We start from the raw sequence: 17509 nt of genomic DNA on the forward strand, positions 1-17509 counted from the left end.
CATCTTCTGTGGGCGGAGTCCGATCTTGATGGATACTGGTGCAACTCTTTATGTGGTGGCGACACCAATTGGTAATTTGGAAGATATTTCCGCGCGGGCTATTCGTGTGTTGGGGGAGGTCGACCTGATTGCGGCCGAGGACACCCGGCACAGTGCTCGCCTGCTCGATCATTTGGGTATTACCACTCCCATGATGGCGTACCATGATCATAATGAGCGTGAGCGCAGTGGTCGCTTGCTCGACCGCGTTGATGCGGGAGAAAACATAGCGCTGATTTCAGACGCCGGAACACCGTTAATATCCGATCCGGGCTACCACCTGGTGAGTGAGGCGCGCCGCCGTGGAGTAAAGGTGGTTCCGGTTCCGGGTGCCAGTGCGATCATCGCGGCGCTTTCTGTGGCGGGACTGCCGTCGGACCGTTTTCAGTTCGAAGGGTTTCTTCCCGCTAAGCGGGGCGCCCGTCGGCAGTGTATTGAGCGCCTGGCAAGCTGCGAATCGACCTGGATCTTCTATGAATCCACCCACCGCATACTGGATTGCATGGAAGACCTTGCAGAGGTGTTGGGGGGCGAGCGTGAGCTCGTCATTGCCCGGGAGATCAGCAAAACGTTTGAAACGGTGCGTGGGGGAGCGGTGGCAGAGGTGCTCGCGTGGATGCGTGGCGACAGTAACCAGCAGCGGGGAGAGTTTGTGGTACTTGTGCGGGGGGCACCCGCGCGGGCAGCGGAGGAGGGGGTCGATCCCGAGGTTCAGCGGATGCTTGAAATTCTGCTGGAGGAGTTGCCTCTTAAGCAGGCCAGTACCCTCGTTTCCCAAATTAGTGGAGTGCGCAAAAAGGCCCTGTACCAGCTTGCCCTTGAGCTGAAAGGCGGTTAGTCTAGCCCTGAGTCAGCCAGGCAGTCGCCGCAGCCTTCGGGTTGGGGAGGAAAGTCCGGGCTCCATAGGGTAGGACGCCAGGTAACTCCTGGGGGGCGCAAGCCTACGGAAAGTGCAGCAGAGAGTAGACCGCCTAAGCAGAGCAATCTGCCGGTAAGGGTGAAAGGGTGCGGTAAGAGCGCACCGCATGAGTGGCAACACTTCATGGCATGGTAAACCCCGTCTGGAGCAAGACCAAATAGGAATCCTATAGGTGTGTACCCGCACTGGATTCGGGTAGGTTGCTTGAGGTGTACAGTGATGTGCACCCTAGATGAATGACTGTCCAAGACAGAACCCGGCTTACCGGTTGACTTAATCCTTACCTACAGCCCCCATTCTACGGGGGTTTGTGGGTATCTAGCGCTACTGTGACAAGAAAACGTCTCAGATTGGTACAAGAATATGCGCCTACGATACCTACAAAAAAGAGATGGTAGCTACTATCTCAGATTCCCTATTCCAAAACGCCTACAAAAAACAGTAGGCTTCTCAGAGTACAGAAGATCCCTTTGCACCAGAGATTCAGCAAAGGCGATTGCCTTCATCACTTCAAAGTCGCTTGAGTTCTATCACATAAGGAACTGCCCTATGCCTATAAGTCCTGCAGAGGTCGAGTATCTGAAAGAGCGTTTAGCAAAGCTGGCAGATATTGATAGCTTCGACTGGAGGAAAAGAGAGGCTAAGAGGGACGCGGTATACTACGAAAGAGGGCACATAGCAGCCGTGTTAGAGGGCAACGAAACCTTAGAAGAAGGTAGCCCTCTAAAATCTTTTCCAGCGCTTAACACTCTACTATCCGTTCTTGACGCAGAGTTATCTCGTTCAAATGGACTCTATACCGAATCGGTAAAAGCTAAAGAGGAGGCGCAGAATAGATTAAGAGAACACACAAAAGAGGAAGCAGAAAAGGCAGAGTCTACAACGCCTTCTAAGGGAATACTATTCTCAAAACTCTACGAGGAGTTTATAGAGTTCAAAAGAACAAATAATAATCTGAGTGAGCGAATCTTAAAGGAGTATGAGAGGTACTATATAGATCTGCTGCACCTCATAGGAGATAAACCCATAGATCAGATTAACCGTAAGTGTCTAAGGGATGCGTTATCAGCCTATGCGGGACTCCCGAAGAGAAACCTTAAAGAATATAAAGGGCGACCTGTCGAGGAGCTACTAAATCTGGAAATCCCAGAGGAAGATAGGATCTCCAAAACTACTACAAGTCAGTTAAAGAAGTTTCTGCAAGGAATGTTTAGTTTTGCTGTAGCTAATGATTATCTGAGCAGCTCTCCTGCAAAGGACTTGAAGTTGGCTCTAACTTCCAAGAAAACCTATGCAAGGTTTACAGATTCTGAAGTGGTAGCCATCTTGAATGAAGTATCTACCTCTAAGCAGAAGAAAGAGTGGCAAAGGTGGCTTCCAATATTGGCAGCATACACAGGTGCTAGAAGAAGCGAATTATGTCAGCTAAGAAAACAAGATATTGCTTTTGATGCAGAAAGCCAAAGACACTACATACAGATAACACCTGAAGCAGGTAACCTCAAAACGGATAACGCGATAAGGCAAATCCCTATACATGCAGTATTGGTAAAAGCTGGCTTCTTAGACTGGGTTGCCACAAAGCCTGAAGGGGAGCTATTCTCACTAAACCCTCAGAGCTTAACGTCTTGGTTTGGGCGGGTGCTAAGGAAGTTAGAGATACCTCAAACAGATGAAAGAGGGAATAAAAAAGTATTCCACTCTTTCAGACATGGCGTGGTAACCAAAGCAAGGGGGGCAGGCTGTTTAGATCTGGTCGTACAGACAGTGGTTGGTCATGAAAAGACTAGTGCTGGGGTAACTGATAGATATACCCATGCATTACCTCTGAAAGACGTACTAAGAGTCATTGATTGCTTATCTTATGAGTAGAGTAAGGAGGGGTAACGCTATATGGGCTTTTTAGAAACCTAAAGGTTGTTAAGAAGTATAGTGTTATATTAATCTTGCTGTAAGAGCTAAAGTATAATTTATATAAATAAGGATGTTTTTTATGGCTATGAAATTTAAACCAGCATATTGTCCAAGTTGTGATACGAACCGTAAAGCTGAGAAGCAGGGAACTAATCATATTTTACACTTATTCTTAACAATCTTGACTGCCGGAATCTGGCTTTTAGTTTGGGCTCATGTTTCCTTTGGGGGTTGGAATAAGTATAAAGGGTATACCTGTAGCCAGTGCGGCTCCAGTGGGCTAAGCAAGCCCAGAGAATACAAGAAGTATGATTGATAGTAAGAAGAAGGGTTTTGGTAATGTATAGGCTAGCTACTTCTGGAAATGAGAAAGGTTTCTCCTGTTGAGATCTGTAAGGAAGTTGGTATTGCTCTAGTTTGTACGGAAATTCTATAAGTCTTGCTGCTGTTAGTTGATAGGTGTTCATGATTTAAATTTTTGGGGAGTTATGTCTGAGAGTATTGATAATCTTAAGCTAGAGGAAAAACAGTTGGCTTGTCGCATTAATGTTGCGGTGAAAGTAGTCTGGTACTAGGAATTTTAATAAAAAGTAGGTGGCAGTGAACGACTTAATATACTCAATAAAAAGCACACTATATGAGCGAGCAGCAAGCCCGTTGTTTGGGGTTTTGTTTGTCTCGTGGTCTTTGTGGAATTATAAGCTGTTTTTAATACTTCTTTCATCGATGAGTGCCGTGGAGAAAATAGAATACATCTCTAACGTCCTCTATACAGGGTCTGTGTATTCAGTTATTGGGACCTACTATATATTGCCAGTGATATCTGCAGCTGCTTTCATTCTTTTATTCCCGTTTCCCGCTAGATGGGCTTATTCATATACAAGAGGTAAGCAGAAAGAATTGAAAGAGATAAGGCAAAAAATAGAGGATGAGGAGCCCCTAACTCAGGCTGAAGCAAAGACTCTTAGGCGTCAGCATATTGAACTTGAGTTGGCTTATGAGGAAAGCCTTTCCAAGCTGAGAGCCGAGAACAATAGAATTAAAGCTGTAGTTGCTGAGCTAAGCGATAGGGACGTAGCAAATAAAGAGGCGACCAGTGAAGATGATCCGGTTTCTGAATCTTATAGTGGTGACAAGATAGACGGAACTAAAATTAACCCTGAAATGATGGGTATTCTTAAAAGTATTGCGGATGCGGGGACTATATCAAAAGATGAGATTGTTGATTTCTACGATGGCGGAGTTGCAAGTGCGAACTTTTATCTAGGTGAGCTTAAAAAACTAAATTTCATTAATGATGCGATTGGTAATTTGAGTGCAACCCATAATGGTCTTAGTTTATTGAAGAAGTTGGGAAAGATATAGCCCGAGAAAAATAAGATGGTGTTATAAGACTAGCCTCTCCTAGAAGTCACACCACTTATGGCAGGTGTCGCTGATGCTTGGCAATCCTTTGCCGAAATCAAAGCATGATGGCGAGCTACACGAGGCAGAATACTAATAAGCAAGCTGCTTTAAAGTAGGTAGAATCCTGAAGCTTTGTAGGCAATTGATGCCTTCGCTATAGGAAACTGACTGATAACTTAATTGGAGATCTGGTTGCTAAGGTTTTCGAGCATGTTTGCAGTGTTAGCCATCGATCTAGCAATTGCTTTTTTATGAACCTCAGAAATAGCGGCATCGCATATCTCCGATCTCCCACCTACACAATTTGCAAAAGTCATCGATATTTTGTTTTTATTTTCTTCGCAGTATTCCTTGTCATCTTTGTTTTTAGTTGATTCGCTAGTGCAAAAATTTACCATCGCTTCAATCTTTTTTTCAACTTTCATCGTAGCTTCTGTATATGGTTTACGAGTCTCTGTTAAAGCTCTTATTCCATTATCTGTATAGCTAAGCTTTGAGGTTACAAGTGCTAGAAGTGGTTTTGAGTGGTTTTCAAGTAGTGCAAACTCTTCGTATGATGAAAAACCAAATTTTTGTAGACTTATTCCGAGCATGGTGGTTTTAGGATCGATGGCATAGCTAATAAAATCTTCAAGTACTAGTACCATTATTTCATTTTCAGAGATGTTTGGCCGCTCATTAGCGAAGCATTGTGAGATAGATGAATATGCAACTAACAAAGTGGCTGTCAGATAAGTAATATTTTTTTTCATGAGATTCCTAGGGGCTTAATTTGATTTAGATTATTAGTCTAAATAACGAATGTTTATACTCTCACAAATTGCTTTAGGCTGATTAGTTTTAGTTATCTGTATTTTTTAGGTGTTTTTGGTGCCATGATCGCGCGAAGATAGTCTGTGCAGGAGTTTATAGTGTCTGAGTGGGAGGGGCAAAAGCTTGAGATAGAAGGTATATGAAGACTAAGGAAGCGGCTTATTTTGCGTCATTTGGACCCTGTCGTTATGTTGATATATGTCAGTTCATCGAGTCGACAGCAGCATCTATTTTCCTGTCTTAAGGGTAGCACTGTGTCTCGATTTATCTAAATGCGTGTCAGCCACTCCACATCCTGGCCTTACAAATCAGCCATAAATTCAAAATATCTAGGTGGCAGGATAGAAGTCCTCGCAGACAACCGCTTAAAGAAGTCTTACAAGACCCTCTAGAGAACTAGAAGAGGCTTTTAGAAGAAGGGCAATGGGTAGGTATAGGATTCAACAGAACGCAGCTAATAGACCTGTTAGAATGCCCTTCCTGATGCTTCTAACAGGCAATAAAAAGCCCTCACAAGAGGAGGGCTAGTGTAGGAGAGTAGGGATAGAAACTAGGCTGATAAGATCCTGTAGACAGTAGCTCTGCCGATGCCAAGCTCTTTGGCAATTGCTGTAGCTCCCTTTCCTTGCTGGTGGAGGGTCTTAACCTTGTCAGGGTCGATTGAAGCAGGTCGGCCAACGTATTTGCCTTCAGCCTTCGCCTTAGCAATCCCCACAAGTTGTCGCTCTTTACGTAGGTTTGTCTCGAATTCTGCAAAGACACCTAGCATCTGTAAGAAAGCCTTACCACTAGCGGTAGAGGTATCAATATGTTGATCAAGAATCTCAAGGGAAGCTCCCTGATCCTCAAGAGCCTTAACAAGCTGCGTAAGGTCGGCCATGTTACGAGCCAGTCTATCCAGCTTCCACACTACGAGCTTATCCCCTTTCCCAATCATATCCATTAGCAGAGCAAGTACAGGGCGACCATCGGTAGTGGTGCCAGAAGCCTTCTCTACCCTAACAACAGCTTCAGGGTAAGCCTTTCGAATCTCTACCTCTTGAATAGAGGTATCTTGATCTAGGGTTGATACTCGGCAATAAGCAAAAATAGTCATAGGATCTCTCAAAGTGTCTCGTTAGGGTCTTAGATGCTAATAATCTTAACGTCTCATAATGCGAAAAGCAACCCTAATGATACACTTTTGAGGCGTCCCGTTAGGGTATACCCTAAAAAGACGTTAGGAGAGAGCAGCAGCTATACGTGCCTCTTCTTCTTTCTCTTGCTGGAGTAGCTCTTGCAAATCAAGTTTCAGTGAAGCCAGTTGCTCTACTCGCTGTTGAGACTTCTGTTTGTAAGTAGCGTGATAATCTTCTGTGGCTTTCTCTTTCAGTACCGCTAGTTCTTGTTCTTGGATTTTGTCAGCTTTGGTCACTGTGGCATAACAGAAGACCTGAGAGACCATTGTAATCTGTGGGGGGTTACTCTTGGTAAAAGTGTAGTCACGAGAAGACAAAAACATTAGCTGTCCTAAAACTTTATTAGGCGTCCCAGAGATGCGGATAGACGCAGTTGTTTTGCTATCAGGGTCTGAATGCAAGCCACTCCGGTAAACGTTCTCTACGTCTCTTATAGTGCCCTCTAAGGTATCTGGTAGAGGTTGCTTTAGTTGCTCAATTTGGTCTAGTAGGTGAATTTTCGATTTAGTCATTGGTATTTTTCTCCGTTAGTTCGTTGTTGTTGTTGGTCCTCAACTTGCCATAGACGTAAGAGAGGGACACTTGAAGGGATTTTGCAATTAGTTTTGGTTTGAACCCTAGAGAATGTAGGGCCAGTATGGTTTGCTGGTATTCGAGGTTAGGTAGTTTTCTTCGCATAGTGGAACCGTTTTAGTGTTTAGTGTGACCCCTGACGTTATCAAGAGGTTGTGAATTAGGTGACTCCGTTTCGTCCCCTTGTGGAGCCAAGCAAGGTCAAAAGGTGGATACGAAGCACCTTGGACTTTTAAAATAGGTCTCCTTTGATTCAATCCCAACGACAAAAGAGCAAAACGTTGTCAATAGCCCGTTACAGCTTGGATTTAATAGGAATAAGCACCTCTCCTTTCGTACAACTGGTGAGAGGCCAACCAGCCAAGGAACCGCATGAGATGGGCTGTACTTAGCAAGGAATGCTTTTGTAATCTTGCACGAATATTAGCCAAAGACCTTAAAACTATTAAAAGGTGGGGCTAACAGTGTGCCAGTGAAATTTTATGTTGAAGTTTTGAAAATTAATTGCTTGGTTTTTAAAAAGAGCGAGGTGGGGCAAACCCCTGCAAGTAACATTGAAACATGCAAACAGACATAAAATAGGCAGAAAGAATACCCAAGACCCTCAGAATCAGTTGTATTTATCTCGTAAGTGGCTGACTTTACTAGAAAAACTCTTTTAAAACCCTGGCATTACTGGTTTTGAGTATCTTGTAAGTGGCTGTTTATAAAGGTTTTATTGTTGATTTATTGCTTAAGAATCACTGGTTAAAATACATTCTAAAAATCTTTCAAAACACCAACCTAGAATCTGTCTAAAACACTGTCAAAGATAAGGCTAGAAACCTCAAAAAGTAGACACTGTTAAAAAGGCTCTAGCCCAGATATGACGAGGACTGTAGACGATATTTTAGGTCAACAGATTATAAATCTTTTAGAAGACCTCCCTATATCTACTCTTTTCAACTGTAAACGAGAGCTGGCAGGGCTTATAGCGATTTCATGTGGTTAAAAAAGTCTTAAGAGACAAAACCCCGATTTAAGTACTCAGAATATCTACCTTGTAGTAGTCTTCTTTGTTCTTCAGGATACCAGCTAGTGACTTCTTCAGTATGCCCTAGGAGCATCTTCTGGAAATAAGGCATAGCGGCTTTGTTGATAGCTTCTAAATCATCATCAGCAGAGGTAGCAAGCCTTACAAACTCAATCCCTTGATAGGTTCGGATACGAGAGAGTGTTGGAGAGTATCCATCCGGTATACACCCAGTTCTATTGATCTCGTAGAATAGAACATCTTCCAGAGAGTAAACCTTACTCTTGAAATCTGGCACAGCACCTGAGGGTTGAGCTACAGGTGGTAAGCCCTCAATCCCTCTAGTATCCATCAGAGCAAGAATACCCTCTTTTAAACTTTTATCTGTAGTTGGTAAACGTTCAAAGTCTTCTGTAGACAAACCATACAAAGCAGGGGCATCTGATAAAGACCTATTTACTGAAGCGGGAGCTATCCTCAAATTAAAAGGGTGCAGCAACCCCCAGCCATGCTCTGAATATTTAACTGGGAAAAGGTGGCAAAGGTTCAAATCATTAGTAAAGTAAATCTTTCCATCTATAGCGTAAGGACTTCTGAAAGCTCTAAACTGCTTGTAGAGGCCGTATAACTCCATTAACGGGCAATCCTTTACTACAGCTAGATTCTTAGAGTTTGTTACATGAGATAGAAGCCACCTACCAAAAGGCGAGCGCCACAATCGGGCATCTACTCGGCATGAATCACAGTAATGGTTTTTACTTGAGGGGGTGCCCTTACAATCTTCTGTTCTACAAGATCTGGTGATCCTGCTGTATGGGGTGCTGTGGGTGTTACAGTAAGTAAAATTTTTAGACGCTTTAGACTTACAGCCTTCGACCTTACAATAGCGTCTTCTTGTTTTCTTTGGCTTTGGCATTTTCGCTCAATCCTTTACTTTCATTCACATACTTGATCACCAACTTTCTAATCATGGAAGCTGGGCTTTTCCCCTCATTCACGCAAAGTGGTTTAAAGTCTTCGTAAAGGTTGTTTGGTAAGTCGATAATCATAACTCTTTGTAATCCTCATAGTTTGTTGATAGTAGAAGTCTTAGATAGCCTGTTTTCAGGCGTAAGACCCCTTGAGTTTATTGGGCTGTGGAGAGAGTTCGGACACTGGGTAAGGGGGTAGCCTAGGGTGGCGTCCGAACTCGCTTAGAAGGCTGTTTAGAAGGCCATTTAAGAGGCTTTCTGAAGGTAGTCAGATACAGTTGATCGACCTATCCCCAGACGAGAGCTTATCCCCCGTATAGAAAAACCTTTAGAACGTAGAAGGTGGATCTCAGAAACAATTTCAGGAGAAGTCCTATTCTTTCGATTCTTTCTAGAAGAAGGTCTTACTGTTTTTTGTCGTTTGAACTTAGAGGCCATATCCTGAGCAGCTGTGAATAGCTGGTTTGATAGTTCAGGAAGATCTACTGCTTGTTGTTCTTGTTGTAGTTGTTGAAGCAGTACATCTAGCGTTGTTAGCTTCTCTAATAGGAGAAGGGCAGTCAGTTCTTTTATTGTTGGCTTGCCTTGTCCTATAAAATAGTCTTTTAAAGCTCCCTGAGTAAACACATGGGAGAGAATCTCATCATAACTGTACTTCATTGTTCCTCTTATCGTGTTGATGAAAAACCGCCCTAAAGAAAGCGGTAGCCTTTATAACTTTTTTAACCTTATACATATAAGTATAACACGATTAGGCATATCTGTCAAGCATAATTTGCACATGATGTCAACCCCTTGTGGCTAAAATAAATATATCACCACTATAAAAGCCTTATAAATCAAGACTTTAAAAATTTCATGGGAATTTAAAAATAATTTCATTTGAGAGATAGCAAAAAATGGAGTCAGCCAGTTATCAAGAGTGGTACACGTTTATGTCACAATGTGGTACAAGGTGCTCCGTAACTTATTGATTCGCAGTAGCGTGTAGGCTGACTAGTCCTCTTACCGGCTGACTCGTTTTTACCGTCTCGCAGGAATGAGACGCGCACAACAAATCCTCCAGCTAGATCAAAATAATCTTACTCTTAATAAATCACATTAACTTGGTGATTTATCGTGTTGTATTGATTAAATAATTACTTCTGAGTCTTTGTCCTTGCTTGCTGCTGGGGGATAGGTATCGCCTTATCACCCTGATTTTAAAGCTAATTTTGCGATCTGGCCTGTTGACTGCATCCCCTCACGTTCCTATAGTGTCTCAAAGTGGCATAAAGTGGGTAAAAGTGGGTATTAAGGGGGAATTGTGAGGTTTAGGGGAGCTAGCGCCATCAATCTCGATGCCAAGGGGCGTCTTGCGATACCGACAAAGTATCGCGAGCGACTGCTTGCGCACGATGATGGGTGCCTGGTGGCCACTATAGATACGGACCAGCCCTGCCTGTTGATCTACCCGTTAGCCGAATGGGAAGAGATTCAAACCAAAGTAGAGGCCCTTCCCAGTTTTAACCCGCTGACGCGTCGTATTCAGCGACTGCTGATTGGGCATGCGACCGATGTTGAGATGGATTCCAGTAGCCGGATTTTGGTTCCGCCGTTACTGAGGGAGCATGCCGGGCTCGATAAACGCTGCATTTTGGTGGGTCAGGGCAAGAAGTTTGAGTTATGGAGTGAGGAGCGCTGGGCAGACCGTCTTAGTGAGGATCTGGCGTTGGGCAAAGGCGACGAAGGGGTGCCGGCAGAGCTGAGTTCTCTGTCTCTATAAAATGACCAGTCAATATCAACATGAAACTGTCCTGCTGACCGAAGCGGTTTCGTCTCTGGTGGTCAGTCCTGGTGGACGTTATGTCGACGGCACCTTTGGGCGAGGTGGTCATTCAAGGTTGATCCTGTCAAAGCTGACCCCGGATGGCGGGTTGATAGCTATCGACAAAGATCCCCGGGCGATCGCTACAGCGCTTGAGTTAGCTGCGGAGGATGATCGTTTCAGTATTGAGCAGGGTTCATTTGCTGAAATAGATAAGTTGGTTGGTGGCGAGGTCGACGGGGTGCTGTTGGATCTGGGGGTCTCCTCGCCACAGCTGGATGATCCAGAGCGGGGTTTCAGTTTTTTGAATGATGGCCCGCTCGATATGCGTATGGATCCAGAGCACGGAGAAAGCGCCGCACAATGGATTGCCAGGGCTACAGAAGATGATATTGCTTGGGTGCTAAAAACTTACGGTGAAGAGCGCTTTGCGCGCCGAATTGCACGGGCGATTGTTGAGGCGCGTGCTACCTCCGAGATTACTCGGACCGCAGAACTGTCACGGATCGTTGCAGAAGCCAATCCTCGCTGGGAAAAGAACAAGAATCCGGCAACTCGCGCTTTTCAGGGGATTCGAATTTACATCAATTCGGAACTAAAGGATCTCGAGGTGTGCCTGGATCGAGCCCTGGAGCTGCTTAAGCCCGGTGGTCGTCTGGTAGTGATCAGTTTTCACTCTTTGGAAGACCGTATTGTGAAGCGGTTTATTCGTAAACATGTAAAAGGCGATGAGCTGCCGCCGGGACTTCCAGTGCGAGACGACCAGCTCAACAAGCGCTTGCGCGCCGTAGGGAAAGCGGTAAAGGCGGGCACCGAAGAGGTGCAACTAAATCCGCGCGCACGAAGTGCGGTTATGCGTATTGCAGAAAAAATAGGCTAGTAGAGTCAGGGGGATATGGGATGAACAACGTGTGGCGGGAGTTGATCTGCAAACAGCACCTTATGGTGTTGGTGTTGCTGGTTGCCGTCGCCACGTCAGCGCTGGCGGTTACCTACACAGCTCATCTCAACCGACTGGCTTTTAACAACTTAATGGCAGAAACCAATTATAAAAACTCAGCTCAGGTGCAGTGGGGGCAGCTTTTGTTGCAGCATAGCACCCTGACCACACCGAGCCGGATCGAACTTCTCGCCAGGAAGCAATTGAATATGAGTATTCCTCATCCTAAGAATATGGTTATGGTGGCGCAGTGAGCAAGATGCCGTCTGCCGAACCTTACCTTGCGCGATTTGCTTTTGTGCTAACCGTGGTAGCGCTAGCGACGGCGGTAGTGTTGTGGCGAATCGTTGATTTGCAGGTGGTAGATCGTCAGTTTCTTCAAGGCGAGGGTGATAAGCGAACCGTCCGTTACTCTCGAATTGCAGCGACTCGAGGCATTATATTTGATCGCAACGGGCGCGCCTTGGCGGTCAGTACCCCGGTTGTATCTATCTGGGCTAATCCTGGGGAGATAAACAATGATACGGTGCCCTGGAGCGCCCTATCTAAAAAACTGGATCTATCGGTACGCTACCTGAAGGACAGGGTTAGTAATAATGGCTCAAAGGGATTCATCTATCTTAAGCGCCATATCACGCCAGAGCAGGGAAAGGATGTGTTGGCGTTAGATATAGAGGGTGTCTATTCGATTGATGAATACCGCCGATATTACCCATCAGGTGAAGCTGCGGCTCACCTGGTTGGATTTACCAACGTAGATGACAATGGGCAGGAAGGGCTGGAGCTGGCGTACAACGATTGGCTGGAGGGTGAGCCAGGAAAGTATCGTATGCTCAAGGATCGCCGCGGCCGTTTGGTTAAAAGTGCTGAGCTTGTTGCCAGCGCAAATCCCGGCAATGATCTTGTTCTAAGTATTGATATGCGCGTGCAGTACCTGGCATACCGGGAGTTGAAAGCCGCGGTGAATCAGCACGGTGCGGATGGTGGATCAATGGTCGTCATCGATGTTGATTCAGGCGAAGTTTTGGCGATGGTTAATCAGCCCGCCTATAACCCGAACAACCGTAAACGCATAAGTGTTGCCAGTTTGCGCAACCGTGCGATGACCGATGTGTTTGAGCCCGGCTCAACCGTAAAACCCTTTACCCTGGCGGCCGCGTTTCAGAGCGGGAGTTATAACGCAAATTCGAAAATCGATACCTCTCCCGGTGTGTTCCGCGTTGGCCCTAAATTGCAGGTGAAAGACCACCGTAATTATGGTGTGGTGGATATGACAACATTGCTGGCAAAATCAAGCAATGTTGCGGCCAGCAAAATCGCGCTTGAGGTCGGTGCAGAGCCGATCTGGGAGCTGTTTTACCAGCTGGGTTTGGGACAAGCTTCTGGTAGTGGGTTTCCTGGGGAGAGTAGCGGTAATCTGCCGAATCGCGGTCGTTGGCGTGCGACTGAAACAGCAACCCTATCATACGGTTACGGAATTTCAGTGACCGCATTGCAGCTGGCCTCCGCTTATACGGTGTTGGCGCGTGATGGGGTAAAGATGCCTGTCACGCTGCTCCGTAATGGAAATCGGGATGTTCAACCCGAGTCGGTTATATCTCCTCGTGTTGCCCGGGATATACGTAAAATGATGAGCGCTGTGGTTGAAAAAGGGGGTACGGGAACCCAGGCTGCGGTAGAGGGTTATAGCGTTACAGGAAAAACCGGTACCGTCCATAAGGTCAGCGGTAATGGCTATGAAGAGGATAAGTACATCTCAACGTTTGCTGGTATGGCACCAGTGATAAACCCTCGTATAGTAACAGTGGTAATGATCGATAATCCGAAGGCTGGAGATTACTATGGCGGCGCCGTAGCGGCCCCTGTATTTTCAAAGGTGGTAGCCGGGGCGTTGCATTTGCTTGGCGAGACGCCCGCGGATGTTAAAACCATCGCGGCAGAGCCACGATCTGATGCAGATAAGAGGTCGTGATGATGGCTTCTGGATCCATATCGCTATCTCGATTGTTATCATCCCAGCTGACGGAGAATATCCTTCAGGGCTTAAGGGATGTTTCTGTTAGTGGTGTTTGTCTTGACAGTCGAGAGCTTAAAGCGGGTGATCTGTTTTTAGCGCTACCGGGTGCCACAGTTGATGGGCGCGATTTCATATCAGCAGCAATCAGGGGTGGAGCAGCCGCTGTCGTTGCTCAATCTTCTGATGACGAAACTCATCTGCAGTGGGACGCTGAAACGCCGCTAATCCATTTGCCCCTATTGTCGGAATGTCTCGCCGAAATCGTCGCGAATTTTTACAACAAGCCATCTCGACATCTCCATGTAACTGGAGTTACAGGGACTAACGGAAAGACCTCCTGCACCCATTACCTGGCCCAGATGCTTGAGCTTCTCGGTCAACGCTGTGGAGTAATGGGAACATTGGGTTCCGGTTTTGTTGGTGCTTTGAGGGAGGGTCAAAATACCACTTCGGATGTGGTGACTATCCAGAAATTCATGGCTGAAATGGTAGCGGAAGATATTCCGAATGTAGCGATGGAGGTTTCCTCCCACGGGTTGGAGCAGGGGCGCACCAGAGGAACCTGTTTCACCACGGCGATCTTTACCAATTTGACCCGAGACCATCTCGATTACCATGGCAGCATGGAAGAGTATGCCCGCGCCAAGGCTCGTTTGTTCTCGTCTGCAACATTAAAATACGCAGCAATTAATGAAGATGACCGTTACGCAGCGTTAATGAAGGCGCAACTCCGAAATGGCGTTGAGTCTGTTGGCTTTAGCCTTCGTGCCGGTGGGGGTGATATATACCCTGCCTCGGTGCGTTATACACCCGGCGGTATCCAGGCAACACTGGTTACCCCTTGGGGTGAGGGTGAGTTGACGTGTCCGCTGTTGGGAGAATTTAATCTCGCAAATTTACTTGCCATCATCGCAGTGCTCGGCATGCATGGGCACGATCTTGCCGCCCTATTGTCGGCAGCGAAATCACTCCAGGCAGTAGATGGTCGAATGCAACTTTGTGGCGGGGGTATGAAGCCGCAGGTAGTGATCGATTATGCCCACACGCCGGACGCGTTGGAAAGCTTGCTGGGTGCGGTTGATAGCCATTGCCAGGGTCGTATTACCTGTGTGTTCGGATGCGGAGGAGATCGGGATTCTGGAAAGCGCCCATTGATGTTGCAGTCCGCATTGAAGGGTGCAGCTAGCGTCGTAGTGACCAGCGACAACCCCCGTGGAGAAGATCCTGATCGCATAATCCAGGATATACTCGCGGGCGCGGGCGCAGAAGATAGAGTACGTATTACGGCCGTGAGTGATCGCGCCGCTGCAATCCGGTACGCGGTATCCCAGGTATCTGCGCAGGATGTTGTCGTAGTGGCAGGAAAAGGTCACGAGCGCTATCAAGAAGTTAATGGGGTACGACACTCGTTTAGTGATCAGGAGCAGGTTGAACTGGCGCTGCACAACTGGGCGGGAGATGTCGCATGATCGGCCATCCCCGACTAAGTCAGGTAAAAACCGCGCTTAATGCTGAAATGTTTGGCGAAGATGCGAAGTTCGATAGCCTTAGTATTGATACGCGAACCTTGCAGCCAGGCGCTCTTTTTGTCGCGATTGAGGGCCCCTCATTCAACGGTCATGATTTTGTAGATGCGGCCCGGGAAGCTGGAGCTGCTGGTGCCATCGTTCGTTATCCGGTTAATACATCCCTGCCGCAGCTACAGGTCGCTGATACTCGTATCGCGCTGGGGTTGGTTGGGCAGTGGGTGCGGCAACAGTTTGAGAGGCCGGTAGTTGCCGTAACCGGGAGTAGTGGAAAGACTACGGTCAAGGAACTCTGTGCCGCTATTTTCCGCCAGCAGGGAGAAGTGCACGCGACACCCGGTAATCTCAATAATGATTTTGGCGCCCCACTGACACTTAGCCAACTTTCAAGCGCGCACGAAAACGCGGTGATTGAGTTGGGTGCGAGCTCGGTAGGAGAGATCGCTTATACCGTTAACCTGGTAGAGCCTGATGCGGTTCTGATTAACAATGCGTCGGCGGCACACATTGACGGGTTCGGATCTTTACGCGCAATTGCTCAAGCAAAGGGAGAGATCATCTCCGGGTTATCGAGCACCGGCGTTGCGGTTCTTAACCTGGACGATCCTTTTTATGGTTATTGGCAGGGGCTTTGCGGGGAGCGTCGAATCATTAATTTCTCGCTGTGCCGCCACGAGGCAGACCTTCACGCCGCCGACATCCACGCCGAAGGAGATAAGAGCCGGTTTACTCTGTGCTTCGCCGGTGAAGAACATCCGGTAACGCTCGGCCTGCCGGGTGAGCACAATGTGTCTAATGCGTTGGCTGCCGCGGGGCTCGCAGTGGCTGTAGGTACGGGATTGGAACAGATTGTCGCCGGCCTTGAGTCTGCTCGACCCGTCGCCGGACGTGGGTTGGTGCTGCAAGGTCTATCGGGCTCGAGAATTATCGATGACAGTTACAACGCAAATCCGGCGTCTTTTCGAGCGGCTGTAGATTTGCTGAGTAAGTACCGGGGTGAAAAGGTACTGGTGGTGGGGGATATGGCTGAGCTGGGGGGCGAAGCCATCGAGGCGCACCGGCAACTGGGGACTTATGCCAGGCAGCAGGGGATCGATGCACTCTATGCGGTGGGTCCGCTGAGTGCTGAAGCCGCCTGGGCATTTGGAGCCGGTGCGCTCTCAACCCTGAGTAAGGATGAGCTGGTTGATTCCCTCAAGCCAATAGCCGCAAGCGAAGTAACATTTTTGGTCAAAGGTTCCCGCAGCGCGCGGATGGAAGAGGTAGTGGCTGCAATGAGTGAAGTTTCTACAGGGGGGGCTCGCTAATGCTGGTATGGCTGAGTGAGTTTCTAGCGCAGTACTACAGCGCATTTAACGTATTTCAGTATCTAACCTTACGCGCCATTCTTGGTGTGTTAACCGCACTGGCAATTTCGCTCTGGTTTGGTCCGATAATGATTAATCGTTTACGGCATTATCAAATCGGCCAGGCCGTGCGTGATGACGGACCACAGACCCACCTCAGTAAAGCCGGCACACCGACGATGGGCGGTGCGTTAATTTTGGTTGCGTTAGGTCTCAGCACGCTAATGTGGGCTAACCTTAACAACCATTATGTATGGGTGGTATTGCTGGTTACTTTCACCTTCGGTGCTGTAGGTTGGGTTGATGATTATCGGAAAGTGGTGGAGAAGAATCCCCGTGGTTTGCCTGCGCGCTGGAAGTATCTATGGCAGTCGGTAGCGGGTCTGGGTGCCGCTATTATTTTGTATGCCACTGCTAGCGGCCCGGCGGAAGTTCAGCTTATCGTTCCCTTCTTTAAAGACGTGGCGCTCGACATGGGCCCGCTGTTTATTGTGTTGACCTACTTCGTTATTGTTGGCTCGAGTAACGCCGTTAATCTAACCGATGGACTTGATGGCTTGGCGATTATGCCCACCGTTATGGTAGGTGGCGCCCTTGGTATTTTTGCCTACGCCAGTGGTAACGTCGGCTTTTCTGAGTATCTTCATATTCCCCATATTTCCGGTGCGGGTGAGCTCGTAGTCTTCTGTGCTGCGCTGGCTGGAGCTGGGCTCGGTTTTTTATGGTTTAACACTTATCCCGCGCAGGTTTTTATGGGAGATGTCGGTGCGCTGGCGCTGGGGGCTGCGCTTGGAGTCGTGGCAGTTATTGTGCGCCAGGAGATTGTGTTTTTCATTATGGGCGGCGTTTTTGTGATGGAAACGGTATCGGTCATCTTGCAGGTCGCGTCCTTTAAGTTGACGGGTAGACGCATTTTTCGCATGGCACCGCTGCATCATCATTTTGAGCTAAAAGGTTGGCCAGAACCCAGGGTGATTGTGCGTTTCTGGATTATCACTCTCATGCTGGTCCTGTTTGGCCTGGCAACTCTGAAGCTGCGTTAGGACA

16 protein-coding genes, 1 other RNA gene and 1 pseudogene are annotated in these 17509 nt (G+C 47.3%); 12 read left to right on the forward strand and 6 right to left on the reverse strand.

What is annotated here, in order from left to right; genetic code table 11:
* Positions 1-28 precede the first annotated feature (28 nt).
* The 5 genes and pseudogenes from rsmI to ACP3PW_RS12605 all read left to right on the forward strand — a co-directional run bounded on the left by rsmI (position 29) and on the right by ACP3PW_RS12605 (position 4237).
* The gene (gene rsmI / locus ACP3PW_RS12585; RefSeq protein WP_426417077.1) at positions 29-877 is read left to right on the forward strand and encodes a 16S rRNA (cytidine(1402)-2'-O)-methyltransferase; all 849 of its coding nucleotides are present in this window, start codon (positions 29-31) and stop codon (positions 875-877) included.
* An 8-nt stretch (positions 878-885) separates the two neighbouring features.
* Positions 886-1238: RNase P RNA component class A (gene rnpB / locus ACP3PW_RS12590), an RNA gene on the forward strand.
* 83 nt (positions 1239-1321) lie between these two features.
* Positions 1322-1471 (forward strand): annotated as a pseudogene (locus ACP3PW_RS12595) (DUF6538 domain-containing protein); the annotation flags it as partial.
* A 36-nt stretch (positions 1472-1507) separates the two neighbouring features.
* Positions 1508-2830, forward strand: coding sequence for a DUF3258 domain-containing protein (locus ACP3PW_RS12600; RefSeq protein ID WP_426417381.1), 1323 nt, complete (start codon positions 1508-1510; stop codon positions 2828-2830).
* 642 nt (positions 2831-3472) lie between these two features.
* Positions 3473-4237 (forward strand): hypothetical protein, encoded by a 765-nt coding sequence (locus ACP3PW_RS12605; protein ID WP_426417078.1) that lies wholly within the window; start codon positions 3473-3475, stop codon positions 4235-4237.
* A gap of 218 nt (positions 4238-4455) precedes the next feature.
* Here ACP3PW_RS12605 and ACP3PW_RS12610 read toward each other — a convergent pair whose 3' ends face one another.
* From ACP3PW_RS12610 to ACP3PW_RS12635, 6 genes are all read right to left on the reverse strand, one after another.
* The gene (locus tag ACP3PW_RS12610; protein WP_426417079.1) at positions 4456-5031 is read right to left on the reverse strand and encodes a hypothetical protein; all 576 of its coding nucleotides are present in this window, start codon (positions 5029-5031) and stop codon (positions 4456-4458) included.
* Positions 5032-5642: 611 nt separating this feature from the next.
* Complete coding sequence (locus ACP3PW_RS12615) at positions 5643-6188, reverse strand: recombinase family protein (RefSeq protein ID WP_426417080.1); 546 nt, start codon at positions 6186-6188, stop codon at positions 5643-5645.
* Positions 6189-6311: 123 nt separating this feature from the next.
* Complete coding sequence (locus ACP3PW_RS12620) at positions 6312-6782, reverse strand: hypothetical protein (protein ID WP_426417081.1); 471 nt, start codon at positions 6780-6782, stop codon at positions 6312-6314.
* Between the two features lie 1059 nt (positions 6783-7841).
* On the reverse strand, positions 7842-8489 hold the full coding sequence (locus ACP3PW_RS12625; protein ID WP_426417082.1) for a hypothetical protein: 648 nt from the start codon (positions 8487-8489) through the stop codon (positions 7842-7844).
* A gap of 244 nt (positions 8490-8733) precedes the next feature.
* Complete coding sequence (locus ACP3PW_RS12630) at positions 8734-8904, reverse strand: hypothetical protein (RefSeq protein ID WP_426417083.1); 171 nt, start codon at positions 8902-8904, stop codon at positions 8734-8736.
* 168 nt (positions 8905-9072) lie between these two features.
* Complete coding sequence (locus tag ACP3PW_RS12635) at positions 9073-9486, reverse strand: hypothetical protein (RefSeq protein WP_426417084.1); 414 nt, start codon at positions 9484-9486, stop codon at positions 9073-9075.
* A 646-nt stretch (positions 9487-10132) separates the two neighbouring features.
* Between ACP3PW_RS12635 and mraZ the strand changes: the two genes are divergently transcribed.
* Genes mraZ through mraY form a run of 7 tightly spaced genes read left to right on the forward strand, consistent with a single transcriptional unit; the run spans position 10133 to position 17505 of the window.
* Positions 10133-10591 carry a division/cell wall cluster transcriptional repressor MraZ gene (gene mraZ / locus ACP3PW_RS12640; RefSeq protein WP_426417085.1) on the forward strand — a complete coding sequence of 153 codons (459 nt, stop codon included), beginning with the start codon at positions 10133-10135 and terminating at the stop codon, positions 10589-10591.
* A 1-nt stretch (position 10592) separates the two neighbouring features.
* Positions 10593-11513 (forward strand): 16S rRNA (cytosine(1402)-N(4))-methyltransferase RsmH, encoded by a 921-nt coding sequence (gene rsmH / locus ACP3PW_RS12645; RefSeq protein ID WP_426417086.1) that lies wholly within the window; start codon positions 10593-10595, stop codon positions 11511-11513.
* 20 nt (positions 11514-11533) lie between these two features.
* A complete protein-coding gene (gene ftsL / locus ACP3PW_RS12650) occupies positions 11534-11827 on the forward strand; it encodes a cell division protein FtsL (protein ID WP_426417087.1) in 294 nt (97 codons plus the stop codon).
* A gap of 5 nt (positions 11828-11832) precedes the next feature.
* Positions 11833-13545: a peptidoglycan D,D-transpeptidase FtsI family protein gene (locus tag ACP3PW_RS12655; protein ID WP_426417382.1), complete on the forward strand. Its 1713-nt coding sequence runs from the start codon at positions 11833-11835 to the stop codon at positions 13543-13545.
* A complete protein-coding gene (locus ACP3PW_RS12660) occupies positions 13545-15059 on the forward strand; it encodes a UDP-N-acetylmuramoyl-L-alanyl-D-glutamate--2,6-diaminopimelate ligase (RefSeq protein ID WP_426417088.1) in 1515 nt (504 codons plus the stop codon). Before ACP3PW_RS12655 ends, ACP3PW_RS12660 begins: the two co-directional genes overlap by 1 nt.
* Positions 15056-16423, forward strand: coding sequence for a UDP-N-acetylmuramoyl-tripeptide--D-alanyl-D-alanine ligase (locus ACP3PW_RS12665; RefSeq protein ID WP_426417089.1), 1368 nt, complete (start codon positions 15056-15058; stop codon positions 16421-16423). The genes ACP3PW_RS12660 and ACP3PW_RS12665 overlap by 4 nt, the downstream gene beginning before the upstream one ends.
* Positions 16423-17505, forward strand: a complete 1083-nt coding sequence (mraY, locus tag ACP3PW_RS12670) for a phospho-N-acetylmuramoyl-pentapeptide-transferase (protein ID WP_426417090.1) — start codon at positions 16423-16425, stop codon at positions 17503-17505. The genes ACP3PW_RS12665 and mraY overlap by 1 nt, the downstream gene beginning before the upstream one ends.
* Positions 17506-17509: the final 4 nt, after the last annotated feature.

The organism is Aestuariirhabdus sp. LZHN29, from assembly GCF_049985285.1.
In the GTDB taxonomy this organism is placed as follows: Bacteria; Pseudomonadota; Gammaproteobacteria; order Pseudomonadales; family Aestuariirhabdaceae; genus Aestuariirhabdus.

Coding starts and splice junctions, on each gene's coding strand:
- rsmI (WP_426417077.1), top strand. CDS start 29: ATGGATACTGGTGCAACTCTTTATGTGGTGGCGACACCAATTGGTAAT.
- ACP3PW_RS12600 (WP_426417381.1), top strand. CDS start 1,508: ATGCCTATAAGTCCTGCAGAGGTCGAGTATCTGAAAGAGCGTTTAGCA.
- ACP3PW_RS12610 (WP_426417079.1), bottom strand. CDS start 5,031: ATGAAAAAAAATATTACTTATCTGACAGCCACTTTGTTAGTTGCATAT.
- ACP3PW_RS12615 (WP_426417080.1), bottom strand. CDS start 6,188: ATGACTATTTTTGCTTATTGCCGAGTATCAACCCTAGATCAAGATACC.
- ACP3PW_RS12620 (WP_426417081.1), bottom strand. CDS start 6,782: ATGACTAAATCGAAAATTCACCTACTAGACCAAATTGAGCAACTAAAG.
- ACP3PW_RS12625 (WP_426417082.1), bottom strand. CDS start 8,489: ATGGAGTTATACGGCCTCTACAAGCAGTTTAGAGCTTTCAGAAGTCCT.
- ACP3PW_RS12630 (WP_426417083.1), bottom strand. CDS start 8,904: ATGATTATCGACTTACCAAACAACCTTTACGAAGACTTTAAACCACTT.
- ACP3PW_RS12635 (WP_426417084.1), bottom strand. CDS start 9,486: ATGAAGTACAGTTATGATGAGATTCTCTCCCATGTGTTTACTCAGGGA.
- rsmH (WP_426417086.1), top strand. CDS start 10,593: ATGACCAGTCAATATCAACATGAAACTGTCCTGCTGACCGAAGCGGTT.
- ftsL (WP_426417087.1), top strand. CDS start 11,534: ATGAACAACGTGTGGCGGGAGTTGATCTGCAAACAGCACCTTATGGTG.
- ACP3PW_RS12655 (WP_426417382.1), top strand. CDS start 11,833: ATGCCGTCTGCCGAACCTTACCTTGCGCGATTTGCTTTTGTGCTAACC.
- ACP3PW_RS12660 (WP_426417088.1), top strand. CDS start 13,545: ATGATGGCTTCTGGATCCATATCGCTATCTCGATTGTTATCATCCCAG.
- ACP3PW_RS12665 (WP_426417089.1), top strand. CDS start 15,056: ATGATCGGCCATCCCCGACTAAGTCAGGTAAAAACCGCGCTTAATGCT.
- mraY (WP_426417090.1), top strand. CDS start 16,423: ATGCTGGTATGGCTGAGTGAGTTTCTAGCGCAGTACTACAGCGCATTT.